Origin of the sequence: Streptomyces acidicola, assembly GCF_009377235.1 — a bacterium.
Lineage (GTDB): Bacteria > Actinomycetota > Actinomycetes > Streptomycetales > Streptomycetaceae > Streptomyces > Streptomyces acidicola.
Genome location: NZ_VMNX01000221.1, coordinates 1 through 15,699 on the forward strand (window position 1 = coordinate 1; position 15,699 = coordinate 15,699).

General features: G+C 70.0%; 13 protein-coding genes. 7 read left to right on the forward strand and 6 right to left on the reverse strand.

The window, feature by feature from the left end; translation table 11 throughout:
• Positions 1–138 precede the first annotated feature (138 nt).
• A complete protein-coding gene (locus FPZ41_RS36785) occupies positions 139–879 on the forward strand; it encodes an SDR family NAD(P)-dependent oxidoreductase (RefSeq protein WP_131571548.1) in 741 nt (246 codons plus the stop codon).
• Positions 880–918: 39 nt separating this feature from the next.
• Here the strand turns inward: FPZ41_RS36785 and FPZ41_RS36790 are convergent, their stop codons facing one another.
• The gene (locus FPZ41_RS36790; RefSeq protein WP_152867920.1) at positions 919–2,046 is read right to left on the reverse strand and encodes a mechanosensitive ion channel family protein; all 1,128 of its coding nucleotides are present in this window, start codon (positions 2,044–2,046) and stop codon (positions 919–921) included.
• Between the two features lie 138 nt (positions 2,047–2,184).
• Here FPZ41_RS36790 and FPZ41_RS36795 point away from each other — a divergent pair, with 138 nt between their 5' ends.
• Positions 2,185–2,754, forward strand: coding sequence for a dienelactone hydrolase family protein (locus FPZ41_RS36795; protein ID WP_152867922.1), 570 nt, complete (start codon positions 2,185–2,187; stop codon positions 2,752–2,754).
• A 13-nt stretch (positions 2,755–2,767) separates the two neighbouring features.
• Here the strand turns inward: FPZ41_RS36795 and FPZ41_RS36800 are convergent, their stop codons facing one another.
• The 4 genes from FPZ41_RS36800 to FPZ41_RS36815 all read right to left on the reverse strand — a co-directional run bounded on the left by FPZ41_RS36800 (position 2,768) and on the right by FPZ41_RS36815 (position 7,553).
• Positions 2,768–4,426, reverse strand: coding sequence for an alkaline phosphatase D family protein (locus FPZ41_RS36800; protein ID WP_322621186.1), 1,659 nt, complete (start codon positions 4,424–4,426; stop codon positions 2,768–2,770).
• Positions 4,427–4,559: 133 nt separating this feature from the next.
• On the reverse strand, positions 4,560–5,360 hold the full coding sequence (locus FPZ41_RS36805; protein ID WP_152867924.1) for a DsbA family protein: 801 nt from the start codon (positions 5,358–5,360) through the stop codon (positions 4,560–4,562).
• 65 nt (positions 5,361–5,425) lie between these two features.
• Positions 5,426–6,112, reverse strand: a complete 687-nt coding sequence (locus FPZ41_RS36810) for a hypothetical protein (protein WP_152867925.1) — start codon at positions 6,110–6,112, stop codon at positions 5,426–5,428.
• Between the two features lie 67 nt (positions 6,113–6,179).
• Positions 6,180–7,553 carry a DUF2252 domain-containing protein gene (locus FPZ41_RS36815; RefSeq protein WP_152867926.1) on the reverse strand — a complete coding sequence of 458 codons (1,374 nt, stop codon included), beginning with the start codon at positions 7,551–7,553 and terminating at the stop codon, positions 6,180–6,182.
• Between the two features lie 249 nt (positions 7,554–7,802).
• Between FPZ41_RS36815 and dnaE the strand changes: the two genes are divergently transcribed.
• Positions 7,803–11,342, forward strand: a complete 3,540-nt coding sequence (gene dnaE / locus FPZ41_RS36820) for a DNA polymerase III subunit alpha (protein ID WP_322621187.1) — start codon at positions 7,803–7,805, stop codon at positions 11,340–11,342.
• A gap of 91 nt (positions 11,343–11,433) precedes the next feature.
• On the opposite strand, the gene FPZ41_RS47510 is transcribed toward dnaE, so the two are convergent.
• Complete coding sequence (locus FPZ41_RS47510; RefSeq protein WP_194236348.1) at positions 11,434–11,601, reverse strand: hypothetical protein; 168 nt, start codon at positions 11,599–11,601, stop codon at positions 11,434–11,436.
• Between the two features lie 224 nt (positions 11,602–11,825).
• Between FPZ41_RS47510 and FPZ41_RS36825 the strand changes: the two genes are divergently transcribed.
• The 4 genes from FPZ41_RS36825 to FPZ41_RS36840 form a co-directional block, all read left to right on the forward strand.
• Positions 11,826–13,049, forward strand: coding sequence for an NYN domain-containing protein (locus FPZ41_RS36825; protein ID WP_322621188.1), 1,224 nt, complete (start codon positions 11,826–11,828; stop codon positions 13,047–13,049).
• A gap of 103 nt (positions 13,050–13,152) precedes the next feature.
• A complete protein-coding gene (locus FPZ41_RS36830) occupies positions 13,153–14,169 on the forward strand; it encodes an ABC transporter ATP-binding protein (RefSeq protein ID WP_322621189.1) in 1,017 nt (338 codons plus the stop codon).
• A 230-nt stretch (positions 14,170–14,399) separates the two neighbouring features.
• Positions 14,400–15,221, forward strand: a complete 822-nt coding sequence (locus FPZ41_RS36835; protein WP_322621190.1) for an ABC transporter permease — start codon at positions 14,400–14,402, stop codon at positions 15,219–15,221.
• A gap of 34 nt (positions 15,222–15,255) precedes the next feature.
• Positions 15,256–15,699 (forward strand): AAA family ATPase (locus FPZ41_RS36840; RefSeq protein ID WP_322621191.1); only part of this gene is annotated, 444 nt, incomplete at its 3' end.

Below are 15,699 nucleotides of genomic sequence, written 5' to 3' on the forward strand. Positions count from 1 at the left end.
CTTTTGGGGGCTGCGCCCTTGGGCTGCGCCCCCACACCCCCGCTTGAGGGGTGGTTCGGCGCCGCCACGCTCCGCCGTCCCGGTTGCGCGCCGTTGCGGCGGAACGAAAGTCGGGAACCCGCTTTGTACGATCGCCCCATGGCTCGCAACGTGGTGATCAGTGGTGGTGGTACGGGGATCGGCCTCGCGGCCGCGCAGGCCTTCGCCGCGGACGGGGACCGAGTGCTGTTGGTCGGGCGGCGGGGCGAGGTACTGGAGAAGGCGGGGGTGCCGGGGGCGCTGACGTACGCGGCCGACCTCAGCAAGCCCCGGGGCGTACGCGGGGTGGAGCGGTTCGTGGCCGCGGAGTTCGGCACCGTGGACGTACTGATCCACAGCGCCGGAGGCTCCGGGCGCCTGGAACCCACGGTGGACAGCGACGAGCCGCTCGACGTCGTCCTGCACGACTGGGCCATCAACTTCGGGCTCAACACCCTGACCGCGGTGCTGCTCACGGAGGCACTGAAGGACCGGCTGGCGTACCCCGGCGGCCGTGTGCTGTTCCTCAGCTCCATCGCCGCCTACCGCGGCTCGGGCAGCGGGGCGTACGCCGCGTCCAAGGCCGCCCTGCACCCGTACGCCTTCGATCTGGCACGGCAGTTGGGGCCGCGCGGCGTCACCGTGAACCTGGTGGCGCCCGGCTACATCGAGGACACCGAGTTCTTCGGCGGAGGAATGGACGAGGAGCGCAGGGCACGGCTCGTCGCGGAGACCTCGACCGGGCGGGCGGGTACGCCGGGCGACGTCGCGAGCACGCTGCACTGGCTCGCCTCGCACGCCGCCGGGCACATCACCGCGCAGGTCATCCAGGTCAACGGTGGAGCGGAGCGCGGGCACTGAGCCGGGGACCCGGCCCGGTCCCTAGCCCCGGCTCCGTCCCTAGCCCCGTCCCGGTCCCGTTCTCGGTGCTTCGTGGACGCGGCCACGTGTCGCACGGTGCGGCACGCCGTCCGCCCGGCCGTCGAGCCGGCCCGGGGGCAGGATCGCGTCGGCGGTGTTGACGCGGGGGAGGGCGTAGGTGTGCTCCCGGGCGAGCCAGTCGATGAGCTGTTCGCGGACCGTGACCCGTACCTTCCACAGGTCGTCCGGGTCCTTCGCGGTCACCAGCGCGCGCAGCTCCATGGTGCTGGGGGTCGAGTCCGTGACGGTCAGGTCGTAGTGGCGGCCGTCCCAGGCCGGGCACTCGCGCAGGATGTCCCGGAGCTTCTCGCGCATGGCGGGCAGCGGGGCGCAGTGGTCGACGTGGAAGAAGACCGTCCCGGTCATCTGGACACCGCCCCGGGACCAGTTCTCGAACGGCTTCGACGTGAAGTACGAGACGGGCATCGTGATGCGGCGCTCGTCCCAGGTGCGCACCGTCAGGAACGTCAGCGTGATCTCCTCGACCGTGCCCCACTCGCCCTCCACCACGACTACGTCGCCCAGCCGCACCATGTCGCCGAAGGCGATCTGCAACCCCGCGAAGAGGTTGCTGAGCGTGGACTGCGCGGCGATACCGGCGACGATGCCCAGGATCCCGGCCGAGGCCAGCAGCGAGGCACCGGCCGCGCGCATCGCCGGGAACGTCAGCAGCATCGACGCGGCCGCCACCACACCGACCACCGCGGCGACGACCCGCATGATCAGCGTCACCTGCGTCCGCACCCGGCGTATCCGGGCGGCATCGCGGTGGGTGCTCGCGTACCGGGTGTACGAGGTCTCGACGATCGCGGCCGCGATACGGATCACCAGCCAGGCCGTCGACCCGATGAGGACCAGCGTCAGGATCCGGCCGATGGCCACCTGGTGGTTCGCGAGGATGTGCCCCTGGCCGTACGAGCTTCTCAGCGCGGCCGTGCACATCACGAGCTGGAAGGGGACGCGGCCGCGCCGGAGCAGGTCCCACAGGGGCGTCTCGCTGTGCCGCTCGTCGGCCTTGCGCAGCAGTCGGTCCACGGCCCACCCGACGAGCAGGGCGAGCACGACAGAGCCGCCGCCGACGATCAGCGGACGCAGTACGTTCTCCATGCCTGAGAACGTATCCGGCCCCACCCGGCGATGAAAACGTGGCGTCGCTCCATCGCGGGTACCGCCGCGGCCCCGCACCACGACAGCCCCGCACCACCGTGGCCCCGCAGTGTCGTACCCGGCTGGCACCATCAACGCATGGACATCATGCTCTTCCACTCGACCCATGGCCTCAGACCCGCGGTGCGCGATGCCGCGGACCGGCTGCGTGCCGCCGGACACGAGGTGTGGACGCCGGACCTCTTCGAGGGACGGACGTTCGACACGGTCGAGGAGGGCATGGCCTTCAAGGACGAGACCGGGAAGGACGAGTTGCTCAAGCGTGCCGTCCTGGCCGCCGCGCCGTACTCGGGGCGGGGGCTCGTCTACGCGGGCTTCTCCTTCGGCGCCGCCACCGCGCAGACGCTGGCGCTCGGCGACGAGAAGGCCCGCGGGCTGCTGCTCCTGCACGGCACCTCGGACATCGCCGAGAACGCCTCGGTGGACGAACTGCCCGTCCAACTGCACGTCGCCGAGCCCGACCCCTTCGAGCCGGACGACTGGCTGAGCGCCTGGTACCTGCGGATGCGTGCGATCGGCGCGGACGTCGAGGTCTACCGCTACCGCGGAGCGGGACACCTCTACACCGACCCCGGCCTGCCCGACTACGACGCCGAGGCCGCCGAGGCCACCTGGAAGGTGGCACTCGGCTTCCTCGACACCCTGTGACGGTCACACGGGGTCATACGGGGTCGTAGGTGCGCTCCACCTTCTGCGTGCCGCTGCGTGTGCGGTACGAGCGGGCCCAGGACGAGGTCGCGGCGGCCTTCGTACGGTCGGAGAGCACGTAGTAGTCCATCTGTGCCCGCTCGGCCGTGATGTCCAGGATGCCGTAGCCGTGCCGGTCGGTGTCGACCCAGTGGACGTGCCGGTTGGCGGCGCGGATCAGCGGGGAGGCCAGCGCGGTGCCGGTGCCCTCGGGGACCTTGAGGATGTCGTCGATGTTGTCGGAGGTGACCGAGGTGACCACGAACTCCGTGGCGGCCGAGGCGGACAGCGGGTACGTACCGGCGTTCAGCGGCACGTCGTTGGCCCACGCCATGTGGATGTCGCCGGTGAGGAAGACCGTGTTGCGGATCGCGTTGTCGCGCAGATGGGCGAGGAGTTCACGGCGGTCGTCGGTGTAGCCGTCCCACTGGTCGGGGTTGAGGGCGAGTCCCTCGCGAGGCAGTCCGAGGAGCTCGGCGAGCGGCTTCAGAAGGTCGGCGGCGAGCGACCCGATGGCGAACGGGGCGATCATCACCGAGTTGCCGACCAGCCGCCAGGTCGTGTCCGAGGACTTCAACCCGGCCTTGAGCCAGTCGAGTTGGGCCCGGCCCGTGATCGTACGGTCCGGGTCGTCCACCTGGCCGTCGCCGACCGACACCTGCTGTGAACGGAACGAGCGCAGGTCGAGCAGCGAGAGGTCCGCCAGCTTGCCGAAGCGCAGCCGGCGGTAGGTGGTGCCGGCGATCGCCGGGCGCACCGGCATCCACTCGAAGTACGCCTGCTTGGCCGCGGACCGGCGGGCCGCCCAGGTGCCCTCCGCGCCCTCGGTATGGTTCTCGGCGCCGCCCGACCAGGCGTCGTTGGCGATCTCGTGGTCGTCCCAGATGGCTATGACGGGGGCCGCGGCGTGCAGGGTCTGCAGGTCAGAGTCGCTCTTGTAACGGCCATGCCGGGTGCGGTAGTCGGCCAGCGTGAGGATCTCGTGCGCGGGCGCGTGCGGGCGTACGACGGTGTCGCGCGTGCCGTACTCGCCGGTGCCGTACTCGTAGATGTAGTCGCCCAGGTGCAGCCATGCGTCCAGGTCGCCGCGCGTGGCCAGGTGGCGGTACGCGGCGAAGTGGCCGCCCTCCCAGTTGGCGCAGGAGACCACGCCGAAGCGCAATGAGGTCACGGCGGCGTCGGCGGCTGGGGCGGTGCGGGTGCGGGCGGCGGGGGAGTCGGTGCCGCCGGCGGAGAAGCGGAACCAGTAGTCGGTGGCGGGGGTGAGACCACGGATGTCGGCCTTCACCGTGTGGTCGGTGGCGGCGGAGGCGGTCGTGGAGCCCTTGGCGACGATGGTCGTGAACGCCTTGTCCAGGGCGACGGTCCAGCTCACCTCGACATCCGGGCCGAGCCCGGAGCCGGGTACCGCCTCCGGTACGGGCGTCACCCGGGTCCACAACAGGACACCGTCGGGCAGCGGATCGCCGGAGGCGACGCCGTGCAGGAACGCGGGCGCCTCGGCGGCACGGGCGGGGAACGCGGCGGCCAGCGGGGCCGCGAGGGCGGCGCCCGCCGCGGCGGCCTTGACGACCGTACGGCGGTGCGGGCCGGGAGAGTTGAGGCCGGAGTGGGATCTGATGCGACTGGTCACGGCCGAGCAGATTACTGACCGGTAAGTGAAGAGGTAAGGCAGAAGGCGCGAAGTGCGGGCGAATCGTGAAGAGTTCGCCCGCACTTCGGTCGTGCGTCACCTGACACGCGACCTGACGCGCCTCAGACGCGGGTCACTTCGTGACGCCCGCGTCCTTGAGCGCCGTCTCCCACTCCGCGACCGTGGACGGGTTGTCGATCTTCTTGTCGTTGATCTTGATGGTGGGTGTCGAGTTCACGTCCTTGGCGCTGTCGAAGGTCTTGCTCATCTTCATCGCCCAGGCGTCATAGGTGCCCTTCTCGACGGCGGTCTGGAACGTCTTGTTGTTCTTCAGCGCGTCGACCGTGTCGGCCACCTTGATCAGATAGCTGTCCTTGGCGAACTCGTCGGTCGACTCCTGCGGGTGGTACTTGGCCGAGTAGAGCGCGGCCTTGTACTCCAGGAACGCGTCGGGGCTGACGTTCAGCGCGGCGCCGAGCGCGCTCAGCGCGTTCTTGGAGCCGTCGCCGCCGAGGTTGCCGTCGAGGAACGTACCGAGGGTGAAGGAGAGCTTGTAGTCGCCGTCCTTCATGCCCTTGTTGACGGTCTCGCCGACGGTCTGCTCGAACTGGGCGCAGGCCGGGCAGCGCGGGTCCTCGTAGAGGTGGACCGTGTTGGTGGACTTGGATTCGCCGATCACGACGGTGGTGCCGTTCGTGCCCGAGGTGTTGGCGGGCGCGACCACCTTCGCGTCGGCGGCCTCCTCCCACTTCGTGGGCTTGTTGTTCTGCACGACGGCATACCCGACGCCGCCCGCTATCGCGAGGACCGCGACCATCGAACCGGCGACGACGAGCTGCCGCCTGATCTTGGAGCGCTTGGCCTGGCGCTCGCGCTCCTGGCGCAGGCGCTCACGGGCCGCCCTCTTCGCCTCCTGGCTGTTCCGCTTGCTCATAGTGGTGATCTCCATATGGGACGCGCACACGTCGTACGCGGGATACGTGTGGGGACTGGTCGTGCTCAGGTGCTGAGAGCAACCGAGCACGGCGGTCCACGCCGTCCCAGGGAGTGCGCGTACAGGAGGGTGCGCGCGGTGGTCGTACGGAGCACCGGGCGCGGCATCCGGCGGTCGGCCGGTACGAGCCGTACCGTGACCGCCGCGACGGCCATCAGCAGCGGCCGGAAGCCCGCCGCGACCGCGGCCCCGAGCAGCTGGGTCAGCGCCCGCTCGCCCCGTCGCAGCCACGCGGTGGCGAGGAGTCCGACGCCGATGTGCGCGGCGAGCAGCAGCCAGGCGGCGGCCGGGTCCGCATTGTCGAGCAGGGCCGCGGCGCGGGAGGAGTCGCCGGTGACCCGGGCCAGCGGGGCGCCGACCTCGCCGCCGCACAGCATGTCGAGGCCGACCTGGCGCAGCGGGCCGGTGACCGGGCCGCCGACCCGGCCGTAACAGGCGTGCTGGCCGGCCGTGAACAGCGTGTCGGCAGCCAGCTCCAGGGGGATCAGCAGCGCCGCGATCCTCCCGAAGCCGCGCTCGCGGCCCGCCAGCGCGTACGCGAGGACGAAGACCGCACCGGCGAGGACGGCCACCGTGGTCAGGGGCAGCGGGACCCGGGACAGCAACACGTGCGACGCGGTGCTGAGTGTCACGACGAGTGCCGTGAACAGCGCCGCGCGCACGGCTCTGAGGTGGGTCCCGGATATGTTCATACCGTTACAGAGTCTCCCATGGACTCACGTAAGAGACCCCTAAAGGATCCCTGTGAGCGTGAGGTCCCTACAGGCCGGGGATCCGGCCGTTGCGGAACAGGTCGACGAAGATCTGGTGGTCCGCACGCGCGCGTGCCCCGTACTCGTGCGCGAAGTCCACCAGGAGCGGTGCGAAGCCGTCCTCGTCGGCCGCGATGGCCGCGTCGATGGCCCGCTCCGTGGAGAACGGCACCAGGGACTGACCGGAGAGGTCGTCCGCCGCCGCGTGCATCGTGGCCGTGGCCCGTCCCAGGTCGCCGACGACCGCCGCGATCTCCTCCGGGTCGTCGATGTCGCCCCAGTCCAGGTCCACCGCGTACGGCGACACCTCGGCGACCAGCTGGCCCGCGCCGTCCAGCTCGGTCCAGCCCAGCCACGGGTCGGCGTGAGCCTGGAGGGCGCGCTGTGAGATCACCGTGCGGTGGCCCTCGTGCTGGAAGTAGTCGCGGATCGCCGGGTCCGTGACATGGCGGGAGACGGCCGGGGTCTGGGCCTGCTTGATGTAGATCACCACATCGTTCTCCAGGGCGTCGGTGGCGCCCTCCAGGAGGATGTTGTACGACGGCAGGCCCGCGGAGCCGATGCCGATGCCGCGGCGGCCGACGACGTCCTTCACGCGGTACGAGTCGGGGCGGGCCAGCGACGACTCCGGGAGCGTCTCCAGATAGCCGTCGAAGGCCGCCAGGACCTTGTAGCGGGTGGCCGCGTCCAGCTCGATGGAGCCGCCGTCGGGCGCGAAGCGGCGCTCGAAGTCACGGATCTCCGTCATCGAGTCCAGCAGCCCGAAGCGGGTCAGTGAGCGCGCGTCACGCAGCGCGTCCATCAGCGGGCCCTGGGCGGTGTCCAGCGTGAAGGGCGGCACCTCGTCGCTCTTGGCGCCGGTCGCGACGGCGTGGATCCGCTCGCGGTACGCGCCCGCGTACACCCGCACCAGCTCGGTGATCTGCTCGTCGCTCAGCGCCTTCGCGTACCCGATCAGCGCCACGGAGGCCGCGAAGCGCTTCAGGTCCCAGGTGAAGGGGCCGACGTACGCCTCGTCGAAGTCGTTCACATTGAAGATGAGGCGGCCCGTGGCGTCCATGTACGTGCCGAAGTTCTCCGCGTGCAGGTCGCCGTGGATCCACACGCGCGAGGTGCGGTCGTCCAGGAACGGGCCGCTGTGCATCTTCCCGCCGACGCGCCCGGAGTCCTTCCCGCCACCCGACCCGGCGGTGTCCTGGTCCATATCGCGATAAAAGAGGCACGCCGTGCCCCGGTAGAAGGCGAAGGCGGACGCGGCCATCTTCCGGAACTTCACACGGAAGGCGGCCGGGTCGGCGGCCAGGAGATCGCCGAAGGCGGTGTCGAAGACGGCGAGGATCTGCTCGCCGCGTTGCTCGGCGCTGAGCTGCGGAACCGACATCGCTGGGTGCCTCCTGGTGCAGGTGATGGAGCGTGACATGTGGGACAGATGTGCTGTCTGAGGGAAGCGGATCTCCGTTCCCCTTCAACGTCCGACCGTACGCGGGAGTGCCCGCGACTCCTCGGATGAAGGTACGAGGGAGAGTCCTCCGAGTGTCAGTGCCGAGGCATAGACTTCGACGCTGTCCCCCAGACTGTCCGCAGCCTGTCGGGCCCCCGTCGACCGTAGTTCGCCCTGGAGGCCGAAGCCGTGTCAAAGCCGCCGTTCACGCACCTGCACGTCCACACCCAGTACTCGCTGCTGGACGGTGCCGCGCGGCTGAAGGACATGTTCAACGCGTGCAACGAGATGGGCATGACCCACATCGCGATGTCCGACCACGGCAACCTGCACGGGGCGTACGACTTCTTCCACTCGGCGAAGAAGGCCGGGGTCACCCCGATCATCGGGATCGAGGCGTATGTCGCGCCCGAGTCCCGGCGAAACAAGCGCAAGATCCAGTGGGGTCAGCCGCACCAGAAGCGGGACGACGTCTCCGGTTCCGGTGGTTACACCCACAAGACGATGTGGGCCGTGAACAGCACGGGACTGCACAACCTCTTCCGGCTCTCCTCGGACGCGTATGCCGAGGGCTGGCTCCAGAAGTGGCCCCGGATGGACAAGGAGACGATCTCCCAGTGGTCCGAGGGGATCGTCGCCTCCACCGGCTGCCCCTCCGGCGAGCTCCAGACCCGGCTGCGCCTCGGGCAGTACGACGAGGCCCTGAAGGCGGCCGCCGACTACCAGGACATCTTCGGCAAGGACCGCTACTTCTTGGAGCTGATGGACCATGGCATCGAGATCGAGCACCGGGTCCGTGACGGCCTCCTCGACATCGGCAAGAAGCTCGGCATTCCGCCGCTGGTCACCAACGACTCGCACTACACCTACGCGCACGAGGCGACCGCCCACGACGCCCTGCTGTGCATCCAGACCGGCAAGAACCTCTCCGACCCGGACCGCTTCAAGTTCGACGGCACCGGCTACTACCTGAAGTCCACGGACGAGATGTACGCCATCGACTCCTCGGACGCCTGGCAGGAGGGCTGCGCCAACACCCTCCTCGTCGCCGAGATGGTCGACACCGCCGGCATGTTCGAGGCCAAGAACCTCATGCCGAAGTTCGACATCCCCGAGGGCTACACCGAGGTCTCCTGGTTCCGCGAGGAGACCATGCGCGGCATGCACCGCCGCTTCCCGGGTGGCATCCCGGACGACCGTATGAAGCAGGTCGAGTACGAGATGGACACCATCATCTCGATGGGGTTCCCCGGCTACTTCCTCGTTGTCGCAGACTTCATCATGTGGGCCAAGAGCCAGGGCATCGCGGTCGGCCCCGGCCGAGGCTCCGCGGCCGGTTCGATCGTCGCGTACGCCATGGGCATCACCGACCTCGACCCCATTCCGCACGGCCTGATCTTCGAGCGGTTCCTCAACCCCGAGCGCATCTCGATGCCCGATGTCGACATCGACTTCGACGAGCGTCGGCGCGTCGAGGTGATCAGGTACGTGACGGAGAAGTACGGCGCCGACAAGGTCGCCATGATCGGCACCTACGGCAAGATCAAGGCCAAGAACGCGATCAAGGACTCCGCGCGCGTGCTGGGCTACCCGTACGCGATGGGTGACCGCCTCACCAAGGCCATGCCCGCCGACGTCCTCGGCAAGGGCATCGACCTCGACGGCATCACCAACCCCTCGCACCCCCGCTACAACGAGGCGGGCGAGATCCGTGGGATGTACGAGAACGAACCGGACGTGAAGAAGGTCATCGACACCGCCAAGGGCGTCGAGGGCCTGGTCCGGCAGATGGGCGTGCATGCCGCCGGCGTGATCATGTCCAGCGAGCCCATCGTCGACCACGCCCCGATCTGGGTGCGGCACACCGACGGCGTGACGATCACGCAGTGGGACTACCCGCAGTGCGAGTCGCTCGGCCTGCTGAAGATGGACTTCCTCGGCCTGCGCAACCTGACGATCATGGACGACGCCGTCAAGATGGTGAAGTCCAATAAGGGCATCGACCTCGACCTGCTGGCCCTGCCGCTCGACGACCCGAAGACCTTCGAACTGCTCCAGCGCGGTGACACCCTGGGCGTCTTCCAGTTCGACGGCGGCCCGATGCGCTCCCTGCTGCGCCTGATGAAGCCCGACAACTTCGAAGACATCTCCGCCGTGTCGGCGCTGTACCGTCCGGGCCCGATGGGCATGGACTCGCACACCAACTATGCCCTGCGCAAGAACAAGCTCCAGGAGATCACCCCGATCCACAAGGAGCTGGAGGAGCCCCTCACGGAGGTCCTGGACGTCACCTACGGCCTGATCGTCTACCAGGAGCAGGTGCAGAAGGCCGCCCAGATCATCGCCGGGTACTCGCTCGGCGAGGCCGACATCCTCCGCCGGGTGATGGGCAAGAAGAAGCCCGAGGAACTGGCCAAGAACTTCACCATCTTTCAGGCCGGCGCCCAGAAGAACGGCTACAGCGACGAGGCGATCCAGGCCCTGTGGGACGTGCTGGTCCCGTTCGCCGGCTACGCGTTCAACAAGGCGCACTCGGCCGCGTACGGCCTGGTCTCGTACTGGACCGCCTACCTCAAGGCGAACTACCCCGCCGAGTACATGGCCGGTCTGCTCACCTCGGTCAAGGACGACAAGGACAAGTCGGCGGTCTATCTGAACGAGTGCCGGCGCATGGGCATCAAGGTGCTGCCGCCGAACGTCAACGAGTCGGTGCACAACTTCGCCGCGCAGGGCGACGACGTGATCCTCTTCGGCCTCGAAGCCGTCCGCAACGTCGGTACGAACGTGGTGGAGTCGATCATCAGGAGCCGCAAGGCCAAGGGCAAGTACGCTTCCTTCCCCGACTACCTCGACAAGGTCGAGGCCGTCGCGTGCAACAAGCGCACCACGGAGTCGCTGATCAAGGCGGGCGCCTTCGACTCCCTGGGGCACACCCGCAAGGGCCTCACCGCGCACTTCGACCCGATGATCGACAACGTGGTGGCGGTCAAGCGCAAGGAGGCCGAAGGTCAGTTCGACCTGTTCGGCGGGATGGGCGAGGAGGAGTCCAGCGAGCCCGGCTTCGGGCTCGACGTGCAGTTCACCGACGACGAGTGGGACAAGGCCTATCTGCTCGCCCAGGAGCGGGAGATGCTCGGGCTGTATGTGTCGGACCACCCGCTGTTCGGGCTGGAGCATGTGCTGTCCGACAAGGCGGACGCGGGGATCGCGCAGCTGACCGGGGGTGAGCACGCGGACGGTGCGGTGGTGACCATCGGCGGGATCATCTCGGGGCTGCAGCGCAAGATGACCAAGCAGGGCAACGCGTGGGCGATCGCCACGGTGGAGGATCTGGCGGGTTCCATCGAGTGCATGTTCTTCCCCGCGACGTATCAGCTGGTGTCGACGCAACTCGTCGAGGACGCGGTGGTGTTCGTCAAGGGCCGGCTCGACAAGCGCGAGGACGTGCCCCGGCTGGTCGCGATGGAACTCCAGGTCCCCGACCTGTCGAACGCGGGCACCAACGCGCCCGTGATCCTCACCATCCCGGCCACGAGGGTCACCCCGCCCATGGTCAGCCGCCTCGGCGAGATCCTCAGCCACCACAAGGGCGACAGCGAGGTGCGGATCAAGCTCCAGGGGCCGAGGAAGACGACGGTGCTGCGGCTCGACCGCCACCGGGTGAAGCCGGACCCGGCCCTCTTCGGCGACCTGAAGGTGCTGCTGGGGCCGTCCTGTCTCGCGGGCTGAGTGCCGCGTACTGACGTGTGCGAGGGGCGCATCCGGAAAAGGATGCGCCCCTCGCTGTGTGTCCGGGCCTCAACAGCCGATGGGCCGGGCCTCAGTTGTGGCCGAAGCTCTTCTGCTTCCTACGGGCGACGTCGGCGGGGCTGCCCTGAGGCTGCGACATCGGCGACTGCGACTCCGGTGAGTTCCGCTGCTCCTGCTCCTCGGCCTGCGGTCGGCGGCTCTGCTGGGCATCCTGCTTGCGGTTCTTGTTCTTGGCCATGGTGCTCTGCCTCCTGTGGGGGATCTAGGGGCCAGGGCCGCGACCAGATTCACATAATCGGATACGTTGCGCATTTCGGATAATCACCGTGCGTGACAAGGTCTGTCCGAGGGGCCCGCGCCGATACGCCACGCCGATGATCGAGTTCCGAACGTTAACCTCCGCGTGGTCGGGCAGACTCGAAGGAAGCCCGAAGCAAACCTCCCGGAAAGAGGGTGGATCGCGTGGACCGCTGCATCGTCCTGGTGGACGCCGGGTATCTGCTCGGGGCTGCCGCCAGCCTGCTCGCCGGCGAACCCTCCCGCTCCCGGATCACCGTCGACCACGCCGCCCTCATCCAGGGGCTGCGCGAGCGCGCCGAGTCCGACACGGAGCGGCCGCTGCTGCGCATCTACTGGTTCGACGGCGCCCCCGACCGCGTACCGCAGCCCGAGCACCGCAGACTGCGCGTGATGCCACGGGTCACCGTACGGCTCGGTGCCCTGACCCGCAGCGACGGGCGGTGGGCGCAGAAGGGTGTGGACGCCGCCATGCACGCTGAACTCACCGAACTTGCGCGCAACCGGGCCTGCTCCGACATCGTGCTCGTGACCGGGGACGGCGATCTACTGCCGGGCATGATGGCGGCCAAGGAGCACGGGGTCGCCGTACACCTGTGGGCCGTTCAGGCCGCGGACGGCGACTACAACCAGTCCGAGGACCTGGTCGCCGAGGCCGACGAGCGGCGCGTGCTGGACCGGGCGTGGATCACCCAGGCCGTCCGGCCGAAGGACCTCGGCGGGGTGTGCGCGCCGCCGCCCGCGCCGCGGCCCGAGATCGCCGCGATCCTGTCGGCCCCCCTGCCGGAGTCGGCACTCGGCGCGTCCGAGCGGGCAGCCGAGGAGGCGGAGCACGAACCGGCGGCTGCCGGTTCGCACAACGGGACGCAGGAGCGGGCCCCCGCGGCTGCCTCCAAAGGGGTGCCGACACCGAAGGACCTGGCGATCATGCGGGCGGCGGGTGCGCAAACCGCGCAGCATCCCGCGAACGCCACGCTGCGCTGGTCGTCCGACAGAGGATGGGTGGACCGGCCGGGGGCCGTCGCCGAGCCGGCCGAGGCCGCGTCCATGCCGACGCTGGCGCAGCTCACCACGGCCGAGCAGCGGTGGGCCGACCGGGAGGAGGACATCACCACGGTCGGCGGCGATCCGTACGAGGTGGGACAGGTGTTCGCGCGGCGCTGGATGGCGCGGCTGACGGAACAGGCGCATTTGCAGAAACTGTCCGGGATGTATCCCCGGATCCCGCACCGTGTGGACGGAGAGCTGCTCCGCTACGCCGCGCGGTTCGGGCTGCTCGCCCACAAGGACGACCAGATCGACGAGCACGACCGGTACGCCATCCGGGCCGGGTTCTGGCGGGAGATCGACGTACGGACGGCGGCGGCGCACGCTCCTGCCGGGGAGTGAACGGGGCGCGCCGGGTCCTGCGGTCGGCTTCAGGACGTTCGGCTGTGTGTAGCGGACGCCCCGGGCGACGATCGGGGCACGGGACCCCTTAGGCTCGTGCCTCGTGAGCACGCGCACGGAACCCGGGAGCCAGCACGGCGGGGATGTGGTGTGCGCGGTGCGGGGGCTGACGAAGACGTATCCGGCGGTGCGCGGACGGCGCGGCACGCCGGGGACGCCCGCCGTGCGGGCCAATGACGCGGTCGGGCTCGATGTGCGGCGCGGGGAGATCTTCGGGCTGCTCGGGCCGAACGGGGCCGGGAAATCGACACTGGTACGGCAGCTCACCGGGCTGATGCGGCCCGACGACGGCACCGTCGACATCCTCGGGCACGACATCGTGCGGCACCCCGAGCGGGCCGCGCGAATCCTCGCGTACCTCGGGCAGGAGTCGACCGCGCTGGACGACCTCACCGTGTCGCTCGCCGCGGAGACCACCGGCCGGCTGCGCGGGCTCGACGTCCGGCGGGCCAGGGACGAGCGGGACGCCGTGCTGGAGGAGCTGGGTCTCACGGAGCTCGCCTCGCGGCCGATCAGGAAGCTTTCGGGCGGCCAGCGGCGGCTCGCCTGTTTCGCCGCCGTACTCGTCGGTGAACGGCCCCTGCTCGTGCTGGACGAGCCCACCACCGGCATGGACCCCGTCGCCCGGCGGGCCGTGTGGGCCGCCGTCGACCGGCGCCGGGCCGAACACGGCACCACCGTTCTGCTCGTCACCCACAACGTCATCGAGGCGGAGACCGTGCTCGACCGGGTCGCCGTCCTCGACCAGGGGCGGGTCATCGCCTGCGACACCCCGGCCGGCCTGAAGGAGAAGGTGGCGGGTGAGGTGCGGGTCGAGCTGGTGTGGCGCGAGCGGGCGCCGCTCGACGTCCCGGAGGTCGCCGCGCTGCGGTCGCGGGCCTTGGAGTCCGGGCGCCGCTGGACGCTGCGGCTCGCGCCCGAGGAGGCCCGCGCGGTGGTCGCGACCGTCACCGGTGGCGCGGCCTTCGTGGCCCTGGACGACTTCACGCTCGCCACGCCGAGCCTGGAGGACGTGTATCTGGCGCTGGGCGGCAACGCACGAGGGCTGGTGAAGGCGTGAACGCAACCGCGGCCTGTAGGGCCCTTCTGATGGATCTCCGCGGCGTCGCGACGCCCGGCACGCCCTCTCGTCGCACGGCGCGAAGGGACAGGTGGCTCCGCCACATGACCCTCCACGCCGCACGCCGATCGCACGCACCGGACGCCGCTCCTTCCTGCACGGATATCCATCAGAAGAGCCCTGGCCGTACGGAACTGGGCGGCAGCCGGAGCGAAGAGGAGCAGCTCGACGTGAGTGTCGTACCCGCGGAGGTTCTGCCGGGCGGAGCCCTGGCTGCTGAGGAGCGCGCCCGGGTCCCGGCCGCGCTCGGGCCGCGGGCGCGGCTGTGGCCGTCGCTCGGCGCCGTGTACCGGGCGCAGCTCTCGCGGGCGCGCGTCGCACGGATCCCGCTGCTGTTCGTGGCGACCTTCCAGTCGATCGGCATCATGATCCTGATGCGGGGCGTCGTGGACGGCGGGGCCGAGGCCCAGGCCGTCGTCGCCGGTTCGTCCGTGCTCGTGGTCGCCTTCGTCGCGCTGAACCTGCTCGCCCAGTACTTCGGGCAGCTGAGGGCCGGCGGAGGGCTCGATCACTACGCGACCCTGCCGGTGCCGCCTGCCGCCGTCGTACTGGGCGCGGCGGGGGCGTACGCGTCGTTCACCGTGCCGGGGACGATCGTGACCGCGGTCTTCGGCTGTGTGCTCTTCGGGCTGCCGGTGGGGAACCTGTGGGTGCTCGTCGCGGTGATCCCGCTCGCGGGGGCCGCGCTCGCCGGGCTGGGTGCGGCGCTGGGGCTGCTGGCGCCGCGGCCCGAACTGGCGACGCTGCTGGGGCAGTTGGGCATGTCGGCGGCGTTGCTGCTCGGGGTCCTGCCTGCGGACCGGCTGCCGGATGTGGTGCGGTACGCGCGTGATCTGCTGCCGTCGACGTACGGGGTGGAGGCGTTCGCGCGGACCTTCCGGGGCGACCCGGACTGGGCGTTCGTGCTAGGCGACCTGGCCGTGTGCGCCGGTGTCGGGGTGGCCTCGCTGGCGGTCGCGACCTGGGCGTACCGCCGGGCAGCCGTCCGATGAGGCGCCCCACAGGTGCGCCTGGCACGATGTCAGGGTGACCGCACCGTTGACTCCGCCTCCGCCGCCGCACGAACCGTCGTACGACAGGTCCTCGCACAGCGCTCGGCAGGCCCCACCCGTTCCCGTGATGCCGGCTCCTGCCGCTCATGACGTTGCGTACGAACAGGACGGTCCCGGGATGAAGACCGAAGTGCGGGAGGCCGCGATCGTCACGGTGGGGGTGGCGCTCGCGGGGGCGCTGCTCGGGGTGCTGTGGTGGTGGCTGGCGCCGCAGGTGCCGTTGGTCTCCGACGGTCAGGCGGTGTATCTGCGGGACACCGAGGGGGAGCAGGCCGTCGGAGTGGACGGGACGTTCACGCTGCTGGCGCTCGGCTTCGGGGCCCTGAGTGCGCTGGTCGTGTTTCTCGTGCGGCGGCGTGGGGGTGTGCCGCTGGTGGTGGCGCTGGCGGTCGGGGGGCTGCTGGGGGCGGTGCTGGCG